The organism is Cutibacterium sp. 37298 (assembly GCF_023838685.1).
Classification (GTDB): Bacteria; Actinomycetota; Actinomycetes; order Propionibacteriales; family Propionibacteriaceae; genus Cutibacterium; species Cutibacterium acnes.
The window spans coordinates 509816-533081 of record NZ_JAJNRJ010000001.1 but is presented as its reverse complement, the minus strand read 5'-3'; the positions used below and the strand labels follow the sequence as shown (position 1 = coordinate 533081).

Genomic DNA, 23266 nt, shown 5'->3' with positions numbered 1-23266 from the left:
CACGAGAGGCGCGAACGCCCCGAGGCACACCGCGGACGTATCAGGGGCAACCAGTGAGACACAGCCACCAGGAGACGTCGCAGAGCCGAGAGGCACCAGGCCAGGACGTGCGGGATCACCGGGATGTACGAAGCCGGCAGACGCAGGGGCGGCGCGGGCTGCCGTTGCCGGTACGTTTCACGATCCTCGCAGCGATCTTCGTCGCCGTCACCCTGGCCGGCCTGGCGTTGGGATCGGTGAACATCCCGTTAGGTGACGTCATGGCGGTCATTACCGGGGGTACCAACGTCGATCCTGTCTCCCTGACGATCATCCACGATGTCCGAGAGCCTCGCACCATCACCGCCCTGCTCGTCGGGGCGGCGCTGGGAATGTCCGGGCTGGAGATGCAGACTCTCTTCCGCAATCCCTTGGCCGACCCGTACGTACTGGGTATCTCGTCGGGTGCCAGTCTCGGCGTCGCCCTGGTGGTGCTGTCCACCTCGGCATCGGCGGGTGCGGCGACCTTCGCCTCCGGATTGGGCATCGGACCGGACCTGTTGATCATGGTGGCAGCCGCTCTGGGGGCAGCCGTCGTGCTGCTCATCGTCATGCTGGCAGGACGATTCATCCACTCCTCGACGATCCTGCTGCTGCTCGGCGTCATGATCGGGTACTTCGTCTCGTCTGGGGTCACCGTGCTGCTGTCGCGGGCGAGCCCAGAGCTCATTGCCCAGTACACCCGCTGGCAGTTCGGCAGCTACCACGGTGTGACGTGGCAGAACCTGCGAGTCATGGTGCCGATCATTGTGGCCATGATCCTCGCCAGCCTGCTGCTCGCCAAGCCGCTTAACGCCTTGTTGCTGGGGGAACGTTACGCTCAGACGATGGGGATGAACCTCAAGGTGATGCGCACCCTGCTGGTGGCGAGCACAGCCATTCTCGCCGGTGCCGCCACCGCGTTCTGCGGGCCGATCGGCTTCCTGGGAATCGCCATTCCCCACCTGACGCGTGGGGTGTTGGGGACGGCCGATCATCGTCATCTGCTGCCCGGATGCATCCTCACCGGCAGTTCCCTGGCATTGATGGCCGACATCCTGGCACAGCTGCCCGGTGACGACGTGCTGCCCGTCAACGCCGTCAACGCAGTTTTCGGGGCGCCGGTCGTCATGGTCATCCTCATCCGCTGGTACCGGGAGGCGGAGGCGACATGACCGGTCTCGCACTGTCGAACCTGACGGTCGGGTACCGTTCGGGCCGCCACGTCACGAGGGTGCTGTCGGGGGTGACGGGTTCGGTGGTTGCCGGGCAGATGATTGGGCTCGTGGGGCCCAACGGTGCCGGAAAGTCCACCCTGCTGCGCTCGGTCGCTGGACTGCAGCCGAGCCTTTCCGGCGAGGTGCAGATCAACGGCACCCCGACGTCCCGGATGTCGCGCCGTCAGGTCGCCCAGGCCCTCTCGACCGTGCTGACCGACCGGGTGTCGGTGGCCCGGCTCACCTGCCGCGACGTCGTCTCGCTGGGGCGCCATCCACATTCGGGCATCGGTGGGCGGCTGCGGCCCCATGACCATGCGGTCATCGACGAGTCGCTGACGGCGGTGGGCGCTGCCGATCTGGCCGACGCCTTCATCGGTGAGCTGTCGGACGGTCAGCGTCAACGGGTGATGGTGGCCCGGGCGCTGGCCCAGGAGCCGTCCATACTGCTGCTCGACGAGCCGACCTCTTTCCTCGACCCACCGGGACGGATCGCCCTGCTCGGCATGCTGCGCGAGGTATGCACGGCGCGCAACATCGCCGTGGTGGTGTGCAGCCACGACATCGAGCCGGTGATGCGTTACGCCGACACTCTGTGGGTAGCCGGGCACAACACCGACGTTGTAATCGGGGCACCGGAGGACCTGGCCCGCAACGGTGCGCTTGAGGCAGCCTTCCGTACCGAGGGAATCACCTTCGACCTTCGCACCCTCACCTTCTGGCAATCCGATGCCGGGCGCCCGGTCGCACGGGTCGTCGGTCACGGTGTAGACGCCGACCTCGCTCACCACGTTCTGACCCGATCCGGGTACCGGGTCGTTGAGCAGCCGGGTGACGAGGTACTAACGATCGGAGTCACCGATGAAGGTTGGGCGGTCGACGACTGTGTACTACCCACCCTCTCCCAGCTCCACGAGCATCTCATCGGTCGTCACAGGGAGCGTGCCCGGTCATGACCGTGCGTTATCTCGTCTTGTGGCCGACCGCGGCCTGCGATCTCACTTGTCCCTACTGTTACCGCCGCGACCGTCGAGGCGGCCGAATGCCCGTTGAGGTGGCAGACACCGCTTTGGACCTCGTCGCCGAGGATGTACGCACCACCGGGCGGCCCGCCCACGTCCAACTGGCCGGCGGGGAGCCGACTCTGGTGCCCTCCCTCATTGAGCACGTCGCCAAGCGTGTTGTGGAAATTCGGTGGGAAAAGGTCACCTGCGGCATCCAGACCAATGCTGCCCGCCTCGACGGCGACATCATCGCCATGCTGAAACGCCACAGCGTCCGAGTCGGGGTGAGCGTCGACGGGCCACCCCCAGTGCACGAAAAGACGCGCGGTTCGGCGGCGCAGACTTTCCGGGGCCTGCTCGCCCTCGCTCACGCAGACATCCCGGTGCGGGTGACAACAGTGCTGTCAGCCCTCAACGTCGAGCACCTAGACGAGCTGGCCGTCACTCTCGCCACGCTTCCCAACGTCACCGGATTCGGGCTCGACCCGCTTGTGGCAATCGGGAGCGCAACCGGGCGAGACGATCTCGTGCCCTGCAACGAGGCCGTCATCGACGGGATCACCACGCTCTACCGGCGGCTGGCACAGATCAACGCGCTGCGCGCCACGCCCCTGCGCTGGCGGGAGTTGGAGACCGTCAGGACTGCACTCCGCCGTGGCCCTGTACCCACGACCAGCGCCGTCGACCCCGCGGGCCGCACTCTGCTCCCCGTGGCGAACCACCCCTACTGCCATGCGGCGGTCGGGGAATCAATGGCGGTCGCACCCGGTGGCAGCGTCTACCCCTGTTCTCAAGCTGTCGGAGATATGGCTTCCCGGGCGGGAACCGTCCATAGCATCGACTGGGAAAGCTTGCGACGGCGTTTCTCGCAAGATCGCCACACCCTGCGCGGACCCTGTCACCGCTGCGCCTTGGCCGGACGATGCCCCGGCGATTGCCCATCCCGAGTAGAGGCCAATGCCCTTGCCGACCCGGAACAGCGCCGGGCTCCCCTCACCTGCCTCATCGACAGCACTCTCGCCCGTCTGGAAAGTGCATCATGACCACCCTGAGCTTCTTCTCGGCCACCGGCGGCGAACTCACCCTCGTCAGCCAAGCCTTGTCACGGCTACGCACTCGTGGTCTCGAGATCACCCTCTTCGGCCGCACCAAGGATCAGATCACCGACCCGGAACTAGCCCGCGCCTTCGCCCAGGCGGCCGCCCGCAGTGACGCCATCGTGCTTAGTTTCCACGGCGGTACCACTTCCTGCCCGGCATGGCCCGCACTGGTCGAGGCGTGGAAAAACCGTCGCGAATCCGGTCTGCCGCTGCCGTGGATCCACATCCAACCCACCTCCGGTGACGATGACGGGCTCTTGGCCGCCCAGGACTGGGCCAGCGGGCTCGACGACGGCACCTGGAGGGGTCTCATCGGGCTGCTGGAGATGGGCGGCCCGGACAACGTCGAGGCGGCGCTACGGATCCTCGTCGACCGGGTGCGGGGTGGGTCAGCCCCCATCCCCGACGTCATCCCCGCCCCCACCGAGGGGATCTGGCATCCACGTCACGGCCTGTTCACCACCCTCGCCGAGTACCGGCACCATCTGGACCCCGATCTGCCCACCGTTGGGATCACCTTCCCGCGCAGCTACTGGCTGGAGCACAACACCGCGCACATCGAAGCCCTGGTCGAGGCCATCGAGGGACTCGACGCCAACACTGTGCCGTTCTTCTGTTTGCGTCTTCCTGACGCCCGCCGCGGTAACCCCAGCATGGCCCAAACCCTCGAAACTCTGCTACGCGACGAGGATGGCAACCGCGTCATCGACACCCTGATCGACGTCCACGGCATGTCCATGACCGCCGGCGTACCTGCCAACGCGGACGCCTACCCGAAGCTTGGGGTGAGCGTGCTGCACGCCTTGACCTCCTACGCCCCGTTCGCGGCATGGGAAGCCCAGGGGATGGGGGCGATGGACGTTTCCACCCAGGCCGCCCAGCCGGAATTCGACGGTGCCCTCATCACTAAGTTCCTGGCCACCCGAGAAGTCGATCGGGTCGACGATCTCACCGGAGCCGTCGTACCACACATGGTCCCAGTCCCCGGCCGCCCCGAGGCGATGGCCGAACTGGCCCTTTCGTGGGCCCGGCTGGCCCGCACCCCCGCCAACCAACGCAAAGTGGCGATCGTCTTCCACCACCATCCGCCGCGTAATGACCGGATCGGCTGCGCCACTGGGCTGGACACCTTTGAGTCGGTACGCCGGCTCCTCGTCCGAATGGCCGAGGATGGCTACGACGTCCCAGAACAGTTCGACAGCGCCGACGACCTCGCTCAGGTGCTGTTGTCATCGTTGACCTGCGACCAGCGCTGGCTCACCCCCGAGCAGATGTATCAGCGCGCCGAGGTCCATGCTGACCTTGCCACCTCCCGGTCCTGGTACCGGGCACTTCCCGCATCCGTCCGCGATTCGATGGATCGCGTTTGGGGCCCGCACCCGGGATCCCTCTTCGTCCACCACGACGAGTTTTCCTTCGCCGGGCACCTCGACGGCAACGTGTTGTTGACGATCCAGCCGCCGCGGGGAAATTTCGAAGCTGTCACTGATTCCGACATCCACGACCCACTCCTGCCCCCGCCCCACCACTACCTAGCCCACTACCGCTGGATCCGTGACGTGTTCAAAGCTGACGCTGTGATCCACGTCGGCACCCACGGGAGCCTGGAATGGCTACCCGGCAAAGGGCTGGGCCTGTCCGAGGAGTGCTACCCGGAGCTTGCCTTGGACCGGATGGTCAACATCTACCCGTACATCATCAATAACCCTGGGGAGGGCACCCAGGCTAAGCGGCGCAGTGCCGCAGCCCTCATCGACCACCTCACCCCGCCGATGCGTCAGGCCGAGTTATACGACTCCACCGCCGAGATCGACCGCATCTTGCGCGAATACGCCGGGGCACAGTCGCAAAGCCCCCAGCGCGCCCGACTTGTCGCCGAACAGGTATGGGACGCCGTCACCAAAGCAGGCCTGGACACCGATCTGGGTCTGACGAGTGCCGACGTCGACGCCGACCCCGTCGACGTGCTCGACAGGGTCCACCATCATCTGCTCGACCTGCAGGACCGTGAAATCTCTGACGGTCTGCACGTGCTGGGCCAAGTCGTCGCCGGACATGATGACCCGATCGCCGCCACGGTGGAGTACGTCGCCCAACTCACCCGTCAGCCCAACGGGCCGGTGCCATCCCTACGCGAAGCCGTGCTGAATGCCTGGGGGACCAGCCTTGACGAGGTCTCTGCTAGAGCCGGCGAGCCCGTGCCCGTCACCGCCGACCTGCCCGATGGTCTGACCGGACGCCAGCTCATGTCCGAGGCTCATCGTCGCTGCGTGAAGCTGCTCACCCCTGTTGTCGTCCACCACCACGACCGGCGCCCCGACGACACCGAAGCGCATGATCTGGCGGCCCAGTTGTGTCGTGAGCAACTCGGTGCCGAACGTGGGGACGTCATCGAAACCCTCACCTGGGTCCTCACAGACCTCATGCCCCGGCTGGACGCCACCAACAACGAGATCGACGCCATCATGACGGCCCTCGACGGCGGGTTCGTGGCCCCCGGGCCGTCGGGAGCGCCCAGCCGTGGCAACGCCCACATCCTGCCCTCCGGCCGAAACTTCTTCTCCTTGGATCCCCAGACGATGCCCACCCCGACGGGATGGCGTGAGGGGGTCAAACTGGCCGACCAGCTCCTCCGAGGGTATGCCGAGGCCCACCCCGACCAACCGTGGCCACGCACCGTCGGGGTGGTGGTCTGGGGTACCCCGAATATGCGCAGTGGAGGGGCCGACATCGCCGAGATCTTATACCTCATGGGGGTGCGCCCGGTCTGGGAGTCCTCCGGGCTCGTCAGCGGGCTGCAGATCATCGAGCCCTGCGAGTTGGGGCGTCCCCGTATCGACGTCTCCCCGCGCATTTCCAGCCTGTTCCGTGATGCCTTCCCCAACCTCGTCGAGATGGTCGACCGGGCGGTGCGGATGGTTGCAGCCCTCCCCGAACCTGACGACGACAACATGCTGCGCGCCCACGTCGAGGCCGACGTCGCCGAAATGACTGCCCGCGGGATTGACGTCGAGCAAGCCCGCCGCCGGGCGACCCTCCGGGTTTTCGGATGCCCGCCCGGCGGATACGGTGCCGGGGTGGAGGAGCTCATCGAGACCAAAGCATGGCAGGACAAGGCCGACCTGGGCCGGGCCTACATTGCCGCCTCGTCCCACGCCTACGGTGAAGGAGTGTTCGGGCAGGTGGAGACCGAACGATTCACCGCAAGCCTGAAACGCATGGATGTCACCGTCAAGAATGAGGACACCCGCGAATACGACATGCTCAGCTGCACTGACTTCTACAACTACTACGGCGGGCTTATCGCTGCGGCGACGACGGTACGGGGCGAGGCGCCGATGTCGCTGGTGGGGGACTCTTCGGATCCATCCCGCATCGCCACGCGCACCACCACCGAGAAAGCCCGACTCATCCTACGTTCACGAATCCTCAACCCATCGTGGATCGAGGGACTGCAGCGTCACGGATATAAGGGAGCCGGCGACCTATCGGCGGTACTCGATATCCTCATGGGCTGGGACGCCACCACCGACGTCGTCGATGACGGCCTGTGGGAGCGGGTTGCGCGTCGTTACGCCCTCGACCCGGCGATGCAGGAGTGGTTCCGGCAGGTCAATCCACACGCCCTGCACAACATCGTCGACAAACTGCTTGACGCCGCCCAGCGTCACGTCTGGGAGGCCAATCCGAGCACCGTCGAGGAACTCAAGAACACCTACGCCGATATCGAGGGCACCATCGAAGAGGTCTCCGACGACCCCGCGATCGACCCAGACACCCTGGTGAGTGCGCCTCCGCAGACCCCTGCCGGTGGACTCGACCTGTTCGAGCTGGGGTTGATCTAATGACCTATCCGTTCACCGCCGTCGTCGGGCAGGACGAAGCCAGACTCGCCCTGCTGCTGTGCGCGGTCAACCCGCGTATCGGTGGGGTCGTCCTTAGCGGGGAGAAGGGAACGGCCAAATCGACGGTGGTTCGTGGCCTTGTCGAGCTGTTACCCGGTCACATCATGCGCACCCTGGCTCTGGGAACCACCGAGGATCGTCTTGTCGGCGGGTTGGATCTGGAAGCCACCCTGGTGGTGGGACGCCCCGTCCTCCAACCGGGTCTGCTTAGCGAGGTCGACGGAGGGGTGCTCTACGTCGACGAGGTTAACCTCCTCGACGACCACCTCGTCGATCTCGTCATCGACGCCTGCGCCGGAACCGTGCGGGTGGAGCGTGAGGGATTGACGGCCTCCCTGTCGAGCCGATTCGTGCTGGTGGGAACCATGAATCCCGAGGAGGGAGCACTACGTCCGCAGTTGTTGGACCGGTTCGGACTGTGCATCGACGTGCACGGCGAGTCCGACCCGGCCGTCCGGGCTGAGATCATCCGGCGGTGCCTCGACCACGACGCCGATCCGGCCGAGTTCGACCACCACTGGCAGAACGACCAGAACCGTCAGGCCGCAGTCATCGAGAAGGCGTGGCACATCGTCGCCGGAGTCCGACTGGACGAAGTCGTCACCGAACTCATCTCCTGCCTGTGTCGGCAGAACCACGTCGCTGGGCACCGCGCCGACATCGTCATGGCCGAAGCCACGCGGGCCCATGCCGCCCTGGCCGGTCGCGGCGTCGCCACCGAGGATGACGTGTTAACAATCAGCGAGATGGTGCTGCGGCACCGCCGTCGCGTCGAGACCCCGTCGGAGTCCTCTCCGCCCCGCAACCAGCACCCCGACGTGGGAAACCGGCAGGTGGGCGAGAATCTTGCCACGCCGCCCAGCAGTTCAGGCGAACAACAACCCGAATACCACGATGCTCCCCGGGGGCAGCGAGACAACGGCCAGCACGACCCGCAGAAACAACCCTCAGACAGCGATGAACAGGTGGCTGCCGTCGGGGACCCGTTCGCCGTCCGCCCCTTGGAACCTAGCCAGGACCGCCTCGCCCGTCGCGCCTGCGGACGACGTTTGCGCACCCGCAGCAACGATCGACGTGGCCGCTACATCTCGGCCCGGCCCACCGACCGCCCTGACGACCTCGCCCTGGACGCCACCCTCCGCGCGGCGGCGGTTCATCAGAAGTCACGTCGGGCCACCGAGCATCCTGACCTGGCGGTGCACGTCAAACCGATCGACTGGCGGGCCAAAGTACGAGCCGGACGAGCCGCCTCCTGCGTGATCTTCGTAGTCGACGCTTCCGGGTCGATGGGGTCACGAGGACGAATGGTCGCCTCCAAGGGAGCCGTGTTGTCCCTCCTCTTGGACGCCTACATCAAGCGTGATCGGGTGTGCCTTATCGGTTTCCGTCGCGACCGGGCTGAGGTGCTGGTGCCGGTGACCTCCTCGGTGGAGGTAGCCCAGCACGGTTTGGCAGAGCTACCGGTCGGTGGGCGCACCCCGCTGTCAGCCGGACTGGTTAAGGCCTGCGAGGTGGTACGGCCCCTGCTCCTCAAGGACCCCGGGCTGCGTCCGCTACTCGTCCTCGTCACCGACGGGCGCAGCAACGTCGGTCTGGACGGCCGTCCCAACTCCCGGGCCACCGATGAGGCAATTCGGGTGGCAACCAAGATCGGCGTCGACACACGACTCAGCTGGGTCGTCATCGACACCGAGGACCCACGAGGCATCCAGCTGTCTCGGGCCCGCGACATTGCCACAGCCTTGGGTGGACCTTATCTGCGCATCGACGACCTGCGGGCTGACGACCTCGTCAACGTCGTCTCTCGGCTTGACCCCTCCCACCAATCCCCTCGAAAGGACCGCTGACATGGCACAACGCCCGGTCTATCCCTTCTGCGCCATCGTCGGTCAGGAGGAGATGAAGCTGGCCCTCATCCTCGCTACCATCAGCCCCGATTTGTCCGGGGTACTCATCCGCGGCGAGAAAGGCACCGCCAAGTCCACCGCGGTGCGCGGACTAGCAGCCCTACTGCCGCAACACCGGGAGATTCCCGGGCCCTACCACCTATCCCCCGACGAGTACCCGACCCACGCGGTCGCACTTAACCTGCCTGAGGTCATGCCCGAGCCTCGCACCGTGCAGGTGCCGGTCGTCGAACTGCCGGTGGGAGCCACTGAGGATCGCGTCACCGGCACCCTCGACATGGAGACAGCCCTGCGAGAGGGACGACGCCGTTTCGAGCCGGGTCTGCTAGCAGCCGCGCACCGGGCGATCCTCTACGTCGATGAGGTTAACCTGCTCGACGATCACGTCGTTGACCTGCTGCTGGACTCAGCCGCCATGGGCGTCAACACCGTAGAGCGAGAGGGAGTCAGCGTTACCCATCCAGCTCGGTTCACCCTGGTCGGCACCATGAATCCGGAGGAGGGTGAACTGCGCCCCCAGTTGCTCGACCGCTTCGGGCTGTGCGTCACCGTCAGCGGTGAGGACGACCCGGACAAGCGCACCGAGGTAATCCGGCGCCGCATGGCCTTCGACGACGACCCCGGTGGCTTCTCACGCACATGGGAACAGGATGGCCACAAGCTCAGCGAACGGATCCAACGTGCCACTGAGCTCGTCACCAAGGTAGTCATCTCCGACGAAACCCTCATGACAGCGGCTCGTACCTGCATCAACGCCCACGTCGATGGTCACCGCGCCGACATCATGATGGTCCGAGCGGCACGCACTCTGGCAGCCTGGAACGGTTGCACCGAGATCACCACAGAGGACCTTTCTCAAGCTGCCCGGCTCGTCCTGCCGCACCGGATGAGACGACAACCACTCGAGTCGGTTGGCAGGGCAGTGTGATACGCACCCCGCGCCGACACTGGCAACCGAAGCTGGACTGGCTTCCACACATCCCCCGGCAGACCCCACCGCCCATTGATGCCCCTCTGATCGACGTCACCCATGCCCACGACGGGCGGGCAGTGGTGCGCCGGATGACCCGCGATGGGCGGCGCTGGCTACTGCCCGGGTCGGTCTCCTCGGCCTTCGTCAGCCTGGTGAACATCGGCGTGCCGCTAGCTCTGGGACGCGCCATTGACGACGGGGTAGTGGCTGCCGATGCCGCTGCCTTGACCGGATGGCTGGCCCTGGTCGCACTGGCCTACCTGGTGCGCGCAGTAGCCCAGATGATCCGGATGCAGACCAATGTCGGGGCCGGTCTGGCCGAACACGACCTGCGGGTTCAGGCCCTCGAGCAGATCACTGCCCCGGAGGGGATCGGTGGGCGCTCGCGGCTTCCCGGCGATCTGCTCGCGGTCGTCGTCACCGATGTGCGGGCGGTGTCGCGCGCCTTCATCACTTTGACGTCGATCCCCGGCAACGTTGTCACCCTGCTCGGTGCCCTGATCTCGATGGCCCTCATCAACGGCTGGTTGGCATTGGCGACGGTGTGCATCGTGCCGCTGCTCATCCTGTTGTCGGTGAAGGGGGTCGCCCCGGTCAAGCGCAACACCCGGCGTGAGCGCCGCGCCGAGGCCGCCGTCGCCGGGTCGGCCGCCGACCTCACCAGTGGGTTACGGGTGATACAAGGGCTATCGGCGCAACGCCGAGCCACCGCAAGGTTCCGTGCCGCCAGCCGCCAAGGCCTCGACGCTACCCTACGCACCCGACGCGTCAAGGGGGTCTACACCGGGACGATTAACGCCTCGGTGGGAGTATTCATCACCGCGCTGACGGTGCTAGCTGGGTGGCTCACCCTAGCCGGGCGTATCAGTGTCGGGGAACTTGTCACCGTGGTCGGGCTGGCCCAAACCCTCGGCCCTCCGCTGCGAGCACTGGGCGTCGACACCGCGACGATGTTGGCCACCGCCCACGCCTCCGGGGACCGATTCTGTGAGTTGCGTGATAGCCCGGCAGCCTGGCAGGTCCACCCCGACGACGGTGCCCGCACCACACCCGGTGATGGCCCGGTGGAGTTGCACATCCCGGTCGGGGATTTCCAGCTTGACGTCGCCGGAGGCACCCATGTGGGTGTCATGGCGCCTCAATCGGTCTGTGACGCCTTGGCCGGGGCGATAGACCACGGCTCCGAGACCGTCCTGAATGGGGTCCCCGCCAGTCGCCTCAACCCTGCCCAACGGCGTCGTCTGGTGCTGGTGGCTCCCCGCTCCCCTGAACTATTCGACGATACTGCCCGTGCGAACATCGTGCTTGACAGCCAGACAACTGTCGCCAGGCTGAACGCCGTCGTCGACGCAGCCGCTTTGGACACTGTCGTCGCCGTGTTACCGCGGGGGTTGGAGACCGAGGTCGGAGAGGGCGGTCGCCACGTATCTGGGGGCCAGCGTCAACGCCTAGCTCTGGCGCGTGCCCTGCTGCACTCTCCCGACGGCCTCATGCTCATTGACCCCACCACGAGCATCGACGCCGTCACCACCGCCACCATCGCCAGGAAGGTGCGGCAGTTGCGGGCCGGACGCACCACCATCATCGCTACGACGTCCCCGGCCTTGCTGGACCAGATGGACGAGGTGGTGCTGCTCGACGCCGACGGCCGCCAGATCGCACGGGCCCCGCATCGCGAACTGCTGGCCCGCAACGACTACCGGGAGATGCTGTCATGAGTACCCCGCGTTCATTGCCACTAGCCACTGCCGCCCAGGTTCGTCAGGAGGTCCACCGGGCAGCTCGCGGAGTGCGCGGCTATTTCATCGGGGCAATCGTGGTGATCACGGCGGCGTCTCTGCTTGATCTGGCGGTGCCGGTGGCCACCGGCTGGATCATTGACGCGGCCAAGGCTCACCGTCCGACCTCGGCGCTGCTTACCCCGGCGTTGGTGATGGCTGCCGCGGTGATCGGGTCGGGGACCTGTAACGGTGCCGCACAGTCCCTCACGCCGTCCTTCTTCACGACCATCATCACCCGGCTGCGGGAATCCATGATCGCGGTCGGCCTGGGGCTAGACCAGCAGCGGGTCGAGAGAGCCGGTACCGCTGATCTCGTCTCACGGGCCTCCGACGATGTCACGGCTGTGCGCGACGCCGCCAATGGCGCCCTCCCCCGCCTCGTCAACACCATGATCATGGTGATCGTGTCAGTGGGTGCGCTAGCCAGCTTGCACCCGCTCTTCTTCGTCCCCGTCCTCCTTGCTGGGGTGCTCTACGGCCTCGCAATCCGGGAGTTCCTGCGCACGGCCCCACCGGTGTACCGGGCGGAAAGAAACGCGTCGACGACCCAGTCCCAGCACATTCTCTCGACGATTCACGGGGTGGACGTTGTACGCGCCTTCGGCCTGGAAAACCTGCGCACCCGAGCGGTGGCCAACGGATCATGGCAGGCGATCCGTTGGAACCTACGCGGACGGTTCCTCGGCAACACCCTTGTCGTGCGGCTGCTAGCGGGCGAGGCGGTGGCGACTATCGGCGTCGCCTGGACGGGATACCTGCTCGTCACCACCGACCGACTGAGCGTCGGCGCAGCTGCGACGGCGGTGCTGGTGCTGCTGAGGTTGTTCTCTCCTGTGCGGTTCCTGCTCATGTTCCTCAACAACTTGCAGGCCGCATGGGTATGTCTACAGCGAGTGGTGGGCGTCATCCAGGCCCGCCACGACAAACCGGCCATCTCCGAGCGGTACCAGCGCGGGCCGACGTCGATCCACGTGGATCGGGTGAGCTTTGGCTATCAGGACGGACCCGATGTACTGCACACGGTGAGTCTGGACATTCCGGCCGGACACACCATGGTGCTTGTCGGGGAGTCGGGGGCAGGCAAGTCGACCTTGGCGGCCCTTGTTGCGGGGTTGCTGGAACCCCGGCAGGGGAGCATCACCATGACATCGGGCCATGCCCGGACGGTGCTTATCAGCCAGGATATCCACACCTTCTCCGGCACCCTCTTCGACGATGTTGCATTGGGGCTGCCCGCGCAGGCCGAGGACTGGCCTGGCGAGCGCGTCCGCGACGCCGTCCTCGCCGCATTGGAACGGGTCGGGGCCGATTGGGTCGAGCAGCTCCCTCACGGCATCGACACCGTGGTGGGACGGTTGGGAACCCGCCTGTCACCTGCCCAGGCGCAACAGGTCGCCCTGGCACGCGCACTGCTGGCAGACCCGCCCATCATCATCCTTGATGAGGCGACGGCGGAGGCCGGCAGCTCCGGTGCCACGGCTCTTGACCGTGCCGCAGCTGAGGCTGTCAGGGGGCGGACCGCCCTCGTGGTGGCCCACCGGTTGTCTCAGGTGACGATGGCCGACGAGGTCGCCGTCATGGACGGTGGCCGAATCGTCGAAGTCGGGGCGCCAGAGCAACTGCGTCAAAGCGATGGCCCATTTGCGGCGCTGTGGCGGGTGTGGTCAAACCAGCACTGAGCTGCGGGACAGCCCAGCGCTGGGAACGATCAACACGTCAGATTCTGCCCTCGACTGCCTCGGCAACACCGGCGTCGATGTTGCGCCAGTAAGACAGCGTGTTGCCGATGACCGGCTCCTCCATGTCGAAATTGGTCATCAAGTCCACCAAGGTATCGACGAGCTCGTCACGCTCTGCGTCGGAGAAGACGTCATGCACCAGGGTGTGGGCCTGACCGAAGTCGTCATCTTCGGCGTGCCGGGTCTGGGCGGAACGAACGAGTTCGCCGTCAGCCTCCCAGGTAGCCTCGGAACCAGCTCGGTACCCGGTGGCAAAGTCGCGACCGTAGGAGTTTGGGGCGTAGGTGGGTGCCGAACCGGAGTGTTCGAAGGCCATCTGGCCGTCAAAGGTGTACTGGTTTATCGGCGTCGTTGGCCGGTTCACGGAGAGCTGCTCATAGTTGACCCCCAGACGGTTGCGGGCGGCATCGTTGTAGGCGAAAACGCGACCCAGCAGCATCCGGTCTGGGGACAACCCAGTGCCCTCAACGGTGTTCGACGGAGAGAAGGCCGCTTGCTCGATCTGGGCGAAGAAATTCTCCGGGTTGCGGTCCAGAGTGAACTTGCCGATGGTGTGCAGCGGGTAATCCTTATGCGGCCACACCTTGGTGATGTCGAACGGGTTGAACCGGTAGTCCTTGGCCTCGTCATAGGGCATGAGCTGCACCTTGACGGTCCAGGAAGGATAGTCGCCGTCGGCAATGTGGTTGAAGAGGTCCTCGCGGTGGATGTCTGGGTGATCACCGACGATCGCCTTGGCCCGGTCAGCAGTCATGTTGTGAACACCCTGGTCACTAATGAAGTGGTATTTCACCCAGGTGATCTTCCCTTCGGCGTTAACCCACGAGTAGGTGTGCGAGGAGTAGCCGTTCATCGTGCGATAGCTGAGCGGAATGCCGCGCGGTCCCATGAGGTAAGCCACTTGATGGGCCGATTCGGGGGACAGGCTCCAATAGTCATACATCATATTCGGACTGCGCAGTCCGGAATTCGGTAGCCGCTTCTGGGAGCGGATGAAGTGCGGGAACTTCATCGGGTCACGCATAAAGAACACCGGGGTGTTGTTGCCGACCATGTCGAAGTTGCCTTCGTCGGTGTAGAACTTCAACGAGAATCCACGCACATCACGCCAGGTGTCAGGGCTGCCGAGCTCACCGGCAACTGTGGAGAATCGGGCCAGCATGGGGGTTTCGCGCCCCTTCTGCAGGAAGGATGCCTTGGTGTACTCCGAGACGTCAGCGGTAACCTCGAGGTGCCCGAAGGCTCCCGATCCCTTGGCGTGGGGCTTGCGCTCGGGGATGTTTTCCCGGTTGAAATGGGCCAGGGTGTCGACGAGATGCGCGTCGTGGAGCACTACCGGGCCGTCAGCGCCGACGGTGAGGGAGTATTCGTCGCTAGGCGCTGGCGACCCATTGGTGTTCGTTGACGGCTTGCTGGGATCAATAGGCATGACGACTCCTCTTTTATGAGTTGAGTGCTCTCTTCCAGATTGCCCTCCAACAAGGTCATCTCCAAGCTCATAACGCCACGGGAGAAAGTCTGTACAAGAAAGGCAGAACCCAAGGACGATTACCCGACAATGGGGTGTATGAGTGAAACGACCGTCACCAAAAACGACCAGCAGTCACGCTACGAAGCTCATATCAGCGGGGAACTCGCCGGGTTCGCCGAATTCCGACGCGAGGGGGACGTCATCGTCATGCCCCATACCGAAACATTCGAAGCCTTCAGTGGCCAAGGTGTCGGCAGCGCTCTGGCGCGCTTCGCCCTCGACGACATTGCTTGCCAGGACTTGTCGGTGCGTCCGGACTGCACCTTCATCAAAGGGTGGTTGGACAAGCACCCCGACCACCCGGTGAACGTTATTTGAGCCCCCAAGTGCGTAGGTGGGGCTGAGCCTTTTCCAAAGCTCAGCCCCACCTACGCGCTCTCACACTGGGCACTTCAACGGATTGTGCGAGTGGCGGCATTCATCCGACTACGAGCATCACCCCGTAGGAAGCCAAGCAGGCAACCGATATCGAGACGATGCCGGGGATCAGGAACGAATGGTTGAAGATGTACTTTCCGATCCTCGTCGTCCCGGTATCGTCCATCTCGACCGCAGCTACCACGGTGGGATACGTGGGTAGCAGGAACAGCGCCGAGGCCGCCGCGAAACATCCGACCAGCACCGACGCTGGAAGCCCAAGAGCCGCAGCAACCGGCATGAACGTAACCGTGGTTGCGGCCTGCGAGTAGAGCAACGATGCAGCCAGGAATAGCACCACGAACAACAGCCACGGTGCCGAGTGGATGACTCCCGATCCGGCAGCTTTGATGGTGTCGATGTTTGAACTCACGAAGGTGTTGCCTAGCCAAGCGACCCCCATCACGCAGATGGCAGCAGAGGTGCCACTTTTATAGGTTGCCTGAGAAGTGATCTCGTTGAGCGGGACCTTACACAGGGTGGCTATGACGAGGGCAGCAGTCATCATAAAGGTCATGATGGCGGCGCCTCGCGGCAGCGGGGGTTTGTCCACGGCGGTGATGGCAGCGGCATAAGCCATCACCACGACCAGGGATACCACGAAGATTATCAGCGAACGCCTTGCGTAAGGCTTGATGTTGTAGTTGTCCGCCCCCCGATGCGAGATTTGGCCCTTTTCCAGTCGCTGTAGATAGACCGGGTCGAGTTCCAACTCGCATCCGAGTTTTGAGGAAACAACCGCACCAATCATCGAGCCAACGTAACCCCCAACGATCGAGACCAGGATCAGTTTCGGATACGAAACCCCCAAGGGGCCAACAATGGCCGCCATCGCCACCATCGCCGCCGAAATCGGAGAGGCACATATGCCGATCTGCGAGGCCACCGCCGCGATGGATAGTGGGCGTGAGGGTCTCACCTTCTGTTCCTTCGCCACTTCCGCAATGACTGGAAGAGTGGCGAATGCGACATGTCCGGTACCACACAACACGGTCATGAAGAACGTCACGGTGGGCGCCAGGAAGGTGATTCTCTTCGGGTTGTGCCGTAGTATCCGTTCGCTGAGCATCACCAGCAGTTCTAGGCCGCCGGCTACTTCCATCGCCGCCACGCAAGAAATCACTGAGATGATGACCCCAATGACGTCCCACGGAATACCAGTACCTGGGTCGACCTTGCAGTCGAGTAATCCCAGGACGATGACGCCGGCACCCCCTGCATAGGCGATGCCAAGTCCTCCCTTGCGTGCCCCCAGGAAGATGAATAGTAGGACGACGACCAGTTGAATGAAGAGCATCATCGTGTGTCAGCAACGCTCGGACACGAATGTCCTGGGATCCTCCGGGAGACCGCGGTCACTCGGCTCGTAGGTACGTCCGGAATACCGGGGGTGCAGGAAGTTCTGGGTCGACATGATCTCGTCCAGCCTTTCCTCCGGGATGAGGTCGTGTTCGAGGACGACCTCACGAACTGACTTTCCGGTACGGGCAGCTTCCTCACCAATGAGGTCGCCCTGATAGTGTCCAATCACATCATTCAGGTAGGTCACGATACCGATGGAATTGGTGACATACTCCCGGCACCGCTCCACATTTGCGGTGATCCCGTCAATGCACTTGCTACGCAACGTGTCGCAGGCATTGGTCAGCAGGTGGATAGACTCGAACATTGCTTGCGACAGCGCCGGTTCCATCACATTAAGTTCTAGCTGACCGGCCTCGGCAGCGAAACAGACAGTGACATCGTTTCCAAATACTTTGAAGCAGATCTGATTGACGACCTCGGGAATGACCGGATTCACCTTCGCCGGCATAATGGACGATCCCGCCTGCATCTCTGGAAGGTTGATTTCCTTGAGCCCAGCCCTCGGTCCAGATGAAAGCAATCGTAAATCGTTGCAGATCTTGGAGATCTTCGCTGCTAGGCGTTTGATAATAGAATGGACAGCAATGTAGGCGCCGTTGTCGTAAGACGATTCCATGAGGTTGGTGGAGGGACGAATCGGGTATCCAGTCACCTCGGCCAGTTTCTTGGCAGCAAGTTCAGCATATCCGTCTGGAGTGTTGATCCGAGTGCCGATGGCGGTGCCGCCCAGGTTGACCTCTACGAGGAGATCGCTTCCGACATCAAGCCGGTCCAGTTCAGCACGGATGTTGTGCGCGTACCCGTCAAACTCCTCACCCAAAGTCATGGGGACGGCATCCTGCAATTGGGTGCGCCCCATCTTCAGCACATCGGCAAATTCCTTAGCCTTGGCATCGAAACTGTCTGCGAGATCGGCGACGGCCCGCTTCAATCCCTCTAGCAAGGCGTACACCCCGAGCCGAAACCCGGTGGGGTAGGCGTCGTTAGTCGACTGGGACTTATTGACGTCATCGTTGGGGTGGATGACGTCATAGGTGCCCTTCGGGTATCCCAACATTTCGAGAGCCAAATTGGCGACGACCTCATTGGTGTTCATGTTGATCGAAGTTCCCGCTCCTCCTTGGAAGGAATCAGTCGGGAATTGGTCCATACAACGCCCATCATCCAAGATCGCATCGCATGCAGCGACAATGGCGTCAGCGACATCACTCGGGAGAACCTTCAACTGCTTGTTCGTCAGAGCTGTTGCCTTCTTCACCTGAACCATTCCACGAATGAAGTCAGGCTCGTCGTTCATACATCCGCGTGATATTTGGAAATTCTCTAAAGCCCGCAAAGTATGAATTCCATAGTAGTGCTCATTCGAGATTTCCCGTTTCCCAAGAAGATCTTCTTCGATCCGAATCTCAGTCAAATTTACTCCTAACCAATATATGTTGTTTTGTCGTCTAAACCCGCGCGCCTAATCTTTAACCACATACATAGAAGCAGGGTTATTGAAGGCGAAAATAGAGATTTTATATAAGCCAAGAAATGGCGCTCCATTAGGTACCAGAAAATAGCCATCATTCCGAATAGTCCACAACCGCAAACTACAAATTTTGCACGGAATGAATAGCGATAAGCCCACCTCCTTATGGACACCACATATCTAGGCATATTAGCACGCCTCCAGATGATGGACAACCTGACCCCCGACGGGCAAGATCAACCCATGCCTACACGCTCTGAACCGCATCACCCGAGAGCCCTGCTTGCTCCTGTCATCCCAGGTGAGATAGGTAGAAAGCGCGTCGGCGCGCATAATATTTTGAGGATACGATAGTCGAAAAAGGATTCCCCGTGCCTACTTCCTCCGCCGGATCGCACCGCGCCTGGCTCATGGTCGGGGCCGGTATTTCTCTGCTAGCCGGCCTTGACGGCGCCCTGCTACTACTCGGAGTGTGGTCACCAGTGACGTCGACGCGACTATCCGAGTGGCATGGACCCCTCATGGTGCTCGGGTTCGTTGGGACCGTCATCTGTCTGGAACGTGCGGTGGCCCTCGGCCATCGCCTCGCCTTCCTCGTCCCGGCCGTGTCCGGGCTTGGCGTCATCGTCCTGCTGGCGCCTCTGCCCTTCGACTCCGCCCGCGCCGGGCTGGCTCTGCTCACTCTTGCCCAATTGGGGCTGCTGACCATCTACGTCCCCCTATGGCGGCGCAGCCACGACGACGCCATCGTCATCCAGGGCGCCGGAGCCTTCTGCGCCGCTGGGGCCGCCGCCCTGCTGACAACCGGGGTACACGTGTCCCAGATCGTCGGATGGCTGGCCTGTCACATGATCCTGACGATCTGCGGGGAGAGGTTGGAGTTGTCACGACTGACGATGGCGCGTAATCGCGCCCTACCAGCCTTGTGCCTGGCGGTGGTAGCAGCCCTACTCGTCTCGGTGGTCAGCCCGGCGATCGGATGGCGAGTACTCGGTGTGGTACTCATCGGACTGGCGGTGTGGTTATGCCGCCATGACGTTGCCCGTGGCGGTCTGAGACGCGGCGGCCAGGCCGCTTATATTGGCACCCTGCTCATGGTCGGCTACCTGTGGCTCGCAACGGCCGGTATCGTCTGCACGGTTCAAGGACCACCCATTTCCCGAAGTGGGTATGACGCCGTCGTCCACTCGCTCTTCCTCGGATTCACCATGGGGATGATCCTCGGCCACGCCCCCATCATCCTGCCCGCCGTGTTGCAGGTCCGGCTGAAATGGACGACGTGGTTCTGGCTCCCCGCCTTCCTGCTGGAGGCCTCCCTGCTGGTACGCATCGGCATCGGGGACGGGTTGGACCGTTCCGCCGCGGTGCAGGCGGGAGGGACCGTCAACGTACTCAGCCTATTGACCCTAGTCGCTGTCGTCGCCACGCATATCCAGCCCCGCAACAGAGCCGGAACGCACCCGAAATCCACTCCACGCTCCCAGTCAGGAGAGGACCATGCCTGAGATCACATCCGCGCCCATCGATCGCAAACCTGATACGGATAAGCGCAGTTGGCACCGTAAAGCGTCACGTCCGGTATCAGGGTGGCTGGTAGCCCTGCTCATTGTGGCGGTTGCGAATCCGTGGATTCCGCAGTCACGCTGGCTGCTGGTGCACATGGTCACACTCGGCGTAGCGACTACCTCGATCATGGTGTGGGGCCAGTACTTCACCGAGGCGATCCTGCACAACAACCTCACCGACACTGACCGTAGTCGTCAGGTATTACGTATCAGACTTCTCACAGTCGGCATCGTCATCACCTGTATCGGCATGGTGGTGACCTGGCCATGGATGACCGTCACCGGCGCCGCTGTCATCGGATCGATGCTGACCTGGTACGCCTTCGCTCTAGGCCGCCAAGTCCGCCACGCTCTGCCGGGACGGTTCGACTCGACGGTGTGGTTTTACTGCGCGGCCGCGTGTCTACTGCCACTGGGGGCGACCCTCGGCACGATCATGGCCTTCTCCCCCACCGAGCCGTGGCGAACTCGCCTATTGGTGGCCCACCAGGCGCTCAACCTGCTCGGCTTCGTCGGTCTGACCGTCGTCGGCACCCTCATCACTTTGTGGCCGACCGTGCTGCGCACCAAGATGCAGCCCGCCCAAGATCGCCACGGGAAAATCTCCCTGTACGTCATGCTCGTTGCGGTGGCGGCGACAACCACCGGCGCCCTGTGCGGGTTGTGGCGGCTGGCTGCCCTCGGTGTGATGGCCCACATCGTCGGAATCTGTATCGTGCTAGGCGACCTGGTGGCCTGCGCTGTCCACAAACCGCCGCGCGACTTCCCCGGGTTCACCATAGAGGCTGCTATCTGCTGGATGTTGGTGTGGCTCGTCTGGCTGGCATGGAAGTTAGCCTCCAACGGCACCAGGCTGCTCGCTGACGACATCTTCACCCTGTCGGTACCCGTCATCGTCGGATTCCTGCTCCAGCTCCTCATCGGCGCGATGAGCTACCTCATGCCGATGGTCATGGGCGGCGGGCCGAAGATCGTCCGAGCCACCAATGCCAAAATGCATGCCTACGGAGCACTGCGCGCCACGATCACCAACGCCGGCCTGTTGCTGTGGGTGCTCGCGATGGGCACTTGGACCCGTCGCATCGGCATGGTGCTGACCGTCGTCGGATTGGCCACCTTCCTGCCGGCGACTGCGGCGATGGTGCGCACCGGAGTGCCCATGCTCAAAGAGAAGGGACGCCAGATGGCGGCTCAAAAGGCTGCTTCGGAGAAAGGCGAAGCCCCCGATCCCGACAAAGGGCCGGCCCAGGCTGCGCCTACCGCCTCCCTAGATCGCTCCGCCGTGGCCGGGGCCACCAGCAAGCCCGCTAAACCTGCTCCCACAGCTCCTCCAGATCGCCGCTCCTTCGTCGGGGCTTTCGCCGGTCTGGCCACTGCCCTGACGGCGGCCGCGGTCGGCCACCATCTCGACCAGACCACACTCACCAATGACACCAACGGTTCGGCAGCGGTCGTCGGGCACGTCGCCCCCACCGGTCACACCACGACAGTCAACATCACTGCCAAGGGGATGAAATACCACCCCAGCACCATCACCGTTCCAGCTGGTGACCAGCTCGTCGTCGAGATCACTAACAAGGACCCCAACCAGGTCCACGACCTTCAATTCGCCAACGGGGCTCACTCATCACGCCTCGCCCCCGGAGACCACGCCACCGTCAAAGTCGGAGTCATCACCGGGCCAACCGAAGGCTGGTGCACCGTCGTCGGACACAAATCGATGGGAATGGTACTCGACGTACAAGTCGACGGCATGTCCGGCGTACACGATCGGGACGATCACGTTGATTCTGCCGATCCGCGTCGCAGGATCGACTTGACCAAGGCCCCGGGCAAGGATTTCAGGACCCGAGATGCAGTGCTACCACCACTGATGACCGGACGTGTTCACCGGATGACGCTCATCGCCCAGGAGTCGGTACAGGAGATCGCTCCCGAGACCACCATCGACGCGACGACCTACAACGGCCGTTACATGGCTCCGGTTATCCACGCCCGCATCGGCGACGAGATAAGGGTCCATCTGGTCAACAGGGGCACTATGGGTCACTCTTTGGACTTTCACGCCGGTACGGTCTCCCCGACCAGGGTCATGCGCACCATCGCTCCGGGGCAGGAGTTGGACTACAACTTCACCCTGCATCGCGCCGGGATCTGGCTCTACCATTGCTCCACCGCCCCGATGTCGGCCCATATTGCAGCAGGCATGTTCGGGGCCGTCATCGTGCCGCCGCACGACCTGCCTCGGGCTGATCGGGAGTTTTACCTGGTGCAGTCGGAGACTTACCTCAGTGAGCACAATGGGGCGGAAGTTAACACCGCCAAGATTGCCAACGAAACCCCTGATCTAACGATGTTCAACGGCCACGCCAACCAGTACGTCTTTGAGCCCCTCAAGGCCAGGGTCGGTGAGCGGGTGCGCATCTGGGTGCTCGCGGCTGGCCCAAGCCGGGGGTGCTCCTTCCACGTCGTCGGAACCCAGTTCGACACCGTTTTTAAGGAGGGCGCCTACACCCTTAAACGTGGCAATCCGGAAGGTGGCGGCTGCCAAGCCCTCGACCTGGCCAGCGCGCAGGGTGGTTTTGTCGAGATGGTCTTTGAGGAGCCAGGACGCTACACCTTTGTTAACCATTCCTTCGTGGAGATGGAGCGTGGCGCTAAGGGATTCATTGAGGTGACGACATGAGCACTCGGCACGATGACACCGCGAGCCTGGTCGATCCGGGGTCACAGAAGCGTATCGACGAGGTCGCCGACGCCCTGAGACGACGTGGCGGTTCAGCGACGAGCGCCGAACTGGCCTCCGACCTGGGGATTCACCCCTCGACGGCGCGATTCCACCTCGACCGTCTCGTCGAGCAAGGACGAGTGAAGGTGGCACGTCGGCATCGGGCGACCCGGGGGCGCCCGCACACCGTCTTTACCCTCGTCAGCGACGAAGGGCCGCGAGCCTATCGGTTGCTAGCTCAGATGCTCGTCGATGAGGTTGCCCTCAGCGACAACCCGACAGCTATGGCCATACGCATTGGTCAGCGTTGGGGTCGGCATCGCCGCGGCGACCTCATCGCAGTGCTCGATGACATGGGCTTCTCCCCGGCCGCAGAAGAGGGCGGCATCGTGCTGCGCCACTGTCCCTTCCTCGACCTGGCCCGCGATCACCCCCAGGTGGTGTGTTCCCTGCACTGTGGGGTCGTCGAGGGTGTGACGGGGCAAGCCGCGACTATCGACGCTAACCCCGGAGTCGGGTGTGTGGTACACACCTGAGTGACGGAT

15 protein-coding genes are annotated in these 23266 nt (G+C 63.6%); 12 read left to right on the top strand and 3 right to left on the bottom strand.

Features of this window, described 5'->3' with window-relative positions:
- Positions 1-53 precede the first annotated feature (53 nt).
- The 8 genes from LRP59_RS02510 to LRP59_RS02475 all read left to right on the top strand — a co-directional run bounded on the left by LRP59_RS02510 (position 54) and on the right by LRP59_RS02475 (position 13584).
- A complete protein-coding gene (locus LRP59_RS02510; RefSeq protein ID WP_002531604.1) occupies positions 54-1193 on the top strand; it encodes an iron ABC transporter permease in 1140 nt (379 codons plus the stop codon).
- Positions 1190-2191, top strand: a complete 1002-nt coding sequence (locus LRP59_RS02505) for an ABC transporter ATP-binding protein (RefSeq protein WP_002512817.1) — start codon at positions 1190-1192, stop codon at positions 2189-2191. Before LRP59_RS02510 ends, LRP59_RS02505 begins: the two co-directional genes overlap by 4 nt.
- The gene (locus LRP59_RS02500) at positions 2188-3282 is read left to right on the top strand and encodes a radical SAM/SPASM domain-containing protein (RefSeq protein WP_002512816.1); all 1095 of its coding nucleotides are present in this window, start codon (positions 2188-2190) and stop codon (positions 3280-3282) included. The genes LRP59_RS02505 and LRP59_RS02500 overlap by 4 nt, the downstream gene beginning before the upstream one ends.
- Positions 3279-7184 (top strand): cobaltochelatase subunit CobN, encoded by a 3906-nt coding sequence (gene cobN, locus LRP59_RS02495; RefSeq protein WP_002512815.1) that lies wholly within the window; start codon positions 3279-3281, stop codon positions 7182-7184. The genes LRP59_RS02500 and cobN overlap by 4 nt, the downstream gene beginning before the upstream one ends.
- Positions 7184-9091, top strand: coding sequence for a magnesium chelatase subunit D family protein (locus LRP59_RS02490; protein ID WP_002512814.1), 1908 nt, complete (start codon positions 7184-7186; stop codon positions 9089-9091). The genes cobN and LRP59_RS02490 overlap by 1 nt, the downstream gene beginning before the upstream one ends.
- 1 nt (position 9092) lies before the next feature.
- A complete protein-coding gene (locus tag LRP59_RS02485) occupies positions 9093-10079 on the top strand; it encodes an ATP-binding protein (protein WP_002512813.1) in 987 nt (328 codons plus the stop codon).
- A gap of 134 nt (positions 10080-10213) precedes the next feature.
- Complete coding sequence (locus tag LRP59_RS02480) at positions 10214-11842, top strand: ABC transporter ATP-binding protein (protein ID WP_002512812.1); 1629 nt, start codon at positions 10214-10216, stop codon at positions 11840-11842.
- Positions 11839-13584 carry an ABC transporter ATP-binding protein gene (locus LRP59_RS02475; RefSeq protein ID WP_002512811.1) on the top strand — a complete coding sequence of 582 codons (1746 nt, stop codon included), beginning with the start codon at positions 11839-11841 and terminating at the stop codon, positions 13582-13584. The genes LRP59_RS02480 and LRP59_RS02475 overlap by 4 nt, the downstream gene beginning before the upstream one ends.
- Before the next feature lie 37 nt (positions 13585-13621).
- On the opposite strand, the gene LRP59_RS02470 is transcribed toward LRP59_RS02475, so the two are convergent.
- Positions 13622-15073, bottom strand: coding sequence for a catalase (locus LRP59_RS02470; RefSeq protein WP_002512810.1), 1452 nt, complete (start codon positions 15071-15073; stop codon positions 13622-13624).
- Between the two features lie 138 nt (positions 15074-15211).
- Here LRP59_RS02470 and LRP59_RS02465 point away from each other — a divergent pair, with 138 nt between their 5' ends.
- Positions 15212-15493 (top strand): GNAT family N-acetyltransferase, encoded by a 282-nt coding sequence (locus tag LRP59_RS02465; RefSeq protein WP_002520977.1) that lies wholly within the window; start codon positions 15212-15214, stop codon positions 15491-15493.
- Between the two features lie 100 nt (positions 15494-15593).
- Here the strand turns inward: LRP59_RS02465 and LRP59_RS02460 are convergent, their stop codons facing one another.
- Positions 15594-16892: an anaerobic C4-dicarboxylate transporter gene (locus LRP59_RS02460; RefSeq protein ID WP_002512808.1), complete on the bottom strand. Its 1299-nt coding sequence runs from the start codon at positions 16890-16892 to the stop codon at positions 15594-15596.
- A gap of 6 nt (positions 16893-16898) precedes the next feature.
- Entirely contained in the window at positions 16899-18371 is a 1473-nt protein-coding gene (gene aspA, locus LRP59_RS02455; protein WP_148378452.1) for an aspartate ammonia-lyase, read from the bottom strand.
- A 467-nt stretch (positions 18372-18838) separates the two neighbouring features.
- On the opposite strand from aspA, the gene LRP59_RS02450 reads away from it, so the two are divergent.
- From LRP59_RS02450 to LRP59_RS02440, 3 genes are read left to right on the top strand one after another with little or no spacing between them, the layout of a single operon-like run.
- Entirely contained in the window at positions 18839-19933 is a 1095-nt protein-coding gene (locus tag LRP59_RS02450) for a hypothetical protein (protein WP_002533211.1), read from the top strand.
- Positions 19926-22679 (top strand): multicopper oxidase domain-containing protein, encoded by a 2754-nt coding sequence (locus tag LRP59_RS02445; protein WP_002512805.1) that lies wholly within the window; start codon positions 19926-19928, stop codon positions 22677-22679. Before LRP59_RS02450 ends, LRP59_RS02445 begins: the two co-directional genes overlap by 8 nt.
- On the top strand, positions 22676-23257 hold the full coding sequence (locus tag LRP59_RS02440; RefSeq protein WP_002512804.1) for a metalloregulator ArsR/SmtB family transcription factor: 582 nt from the start codon (positions 22676-22678) through the stop codon (positions 23255-23257). The genes LRP59_RS02445 and LRP59_RS02440 overlap by 4 nt, the downstream gene beginning before the upstream one ends.
- Positions 23258-23266: the final 9 nt, after the last annotated feature.

Excerpts from the sequence above, each read along its gene's own strand:
- LRP59_RS02485 (WP_002512813.1), top strand. The coding sequence starts at position 9,093 with ATGGCACAACGCCCGGTCTATCCCTTCTGCGCCATCGTCGGTCAGGAG.
- LRP59_RS02490 (WP_002512814.1), top strand. The coding sequence starts at position 7,184 with ATGACCTATCCGTTCACCGCCGTCGTCGGGCAGGACGAAGCCAGACTC.
- LRP59_RS02475 (WP_002512811.1), top strand. The coding sequence starts at position 11,839 with ATGAGTACCCCGCGTTCATTGCCACTAGCCACTGCCGCCCAGGTTCGT.
- LRP59_RS02450 (WP_002533211.1), top strand. The coding sequence starts at position 18,839 with ATGGTCGGGGCCGGTATTTCTCTGCTAGCCGGCCTTGACGGCGCCCTG.
- LRP59_RS02480 (WP_002512812.1), top strand. The coding sequence starts at position 10,214 with ATGACCCGCGATGGGCGGCGCTGGCTACTGCCCGGGTCGGTCTCCTCG.
- LRP59_RS02500 (WP_002512816.1), top strand. The coding sequence starts at position 2,188 with ATGACCGTGCGTTATCTCGTCTTGTGGCCGACCGCGGCCTGCGATCTC.
- LRP59_RS02445 (WP_002512805.1), top strand. The coding sequence starts at position 19,926 with ATGCCTGAGATCACATCCGCGCCCATCGATCGCAAACCTGATACGGAT.
- LRP59_RS02465 (WP_002520977.1), top strand. The coding sequence starts at position 15,212 with ATGAGTGAAACGACCGTCACCAAAAACGACCAGCAGTCACGCTACGAA.
- LRP59_RS02440 (WP_002512804.1), top strand. The coding sequence starts at position 22,676 with ATGAGCACTCGGCACGATGACACCGCGAGCCTGGTCGATCCGGGGTCA.
- LRP59_RS02460 (WP_002512808.1), bottom strand. The coding sequence starts at position 16,892 with ATGATGCTCTTCATTCAACTGGTCGTCGTCCTACTATTCATCTTCCTG.
- cobN (WP_002512815.1), top strand. The coding sequence starts at position 3,279 with ATGACCACCCTGAGCTTCTTCTCGGCCACCGGCGGCGAACTCACCCTC.
- LRP59_RS02470 (WP_002512810.1), bottom strand. The coding sequence starts at position 15,073 with ATGCCTATTGATCCCAGCAAGCCGTCAACGAACACCAATGGGTCGCCA.
- LRP59_RS02505 (WP_002512817.1), top strand. The coding sequence starts at position 1,190 with ATGACCGGTCTCGCACTGTCGAACCTGACGGTCGGGTACCGTTCGGGC.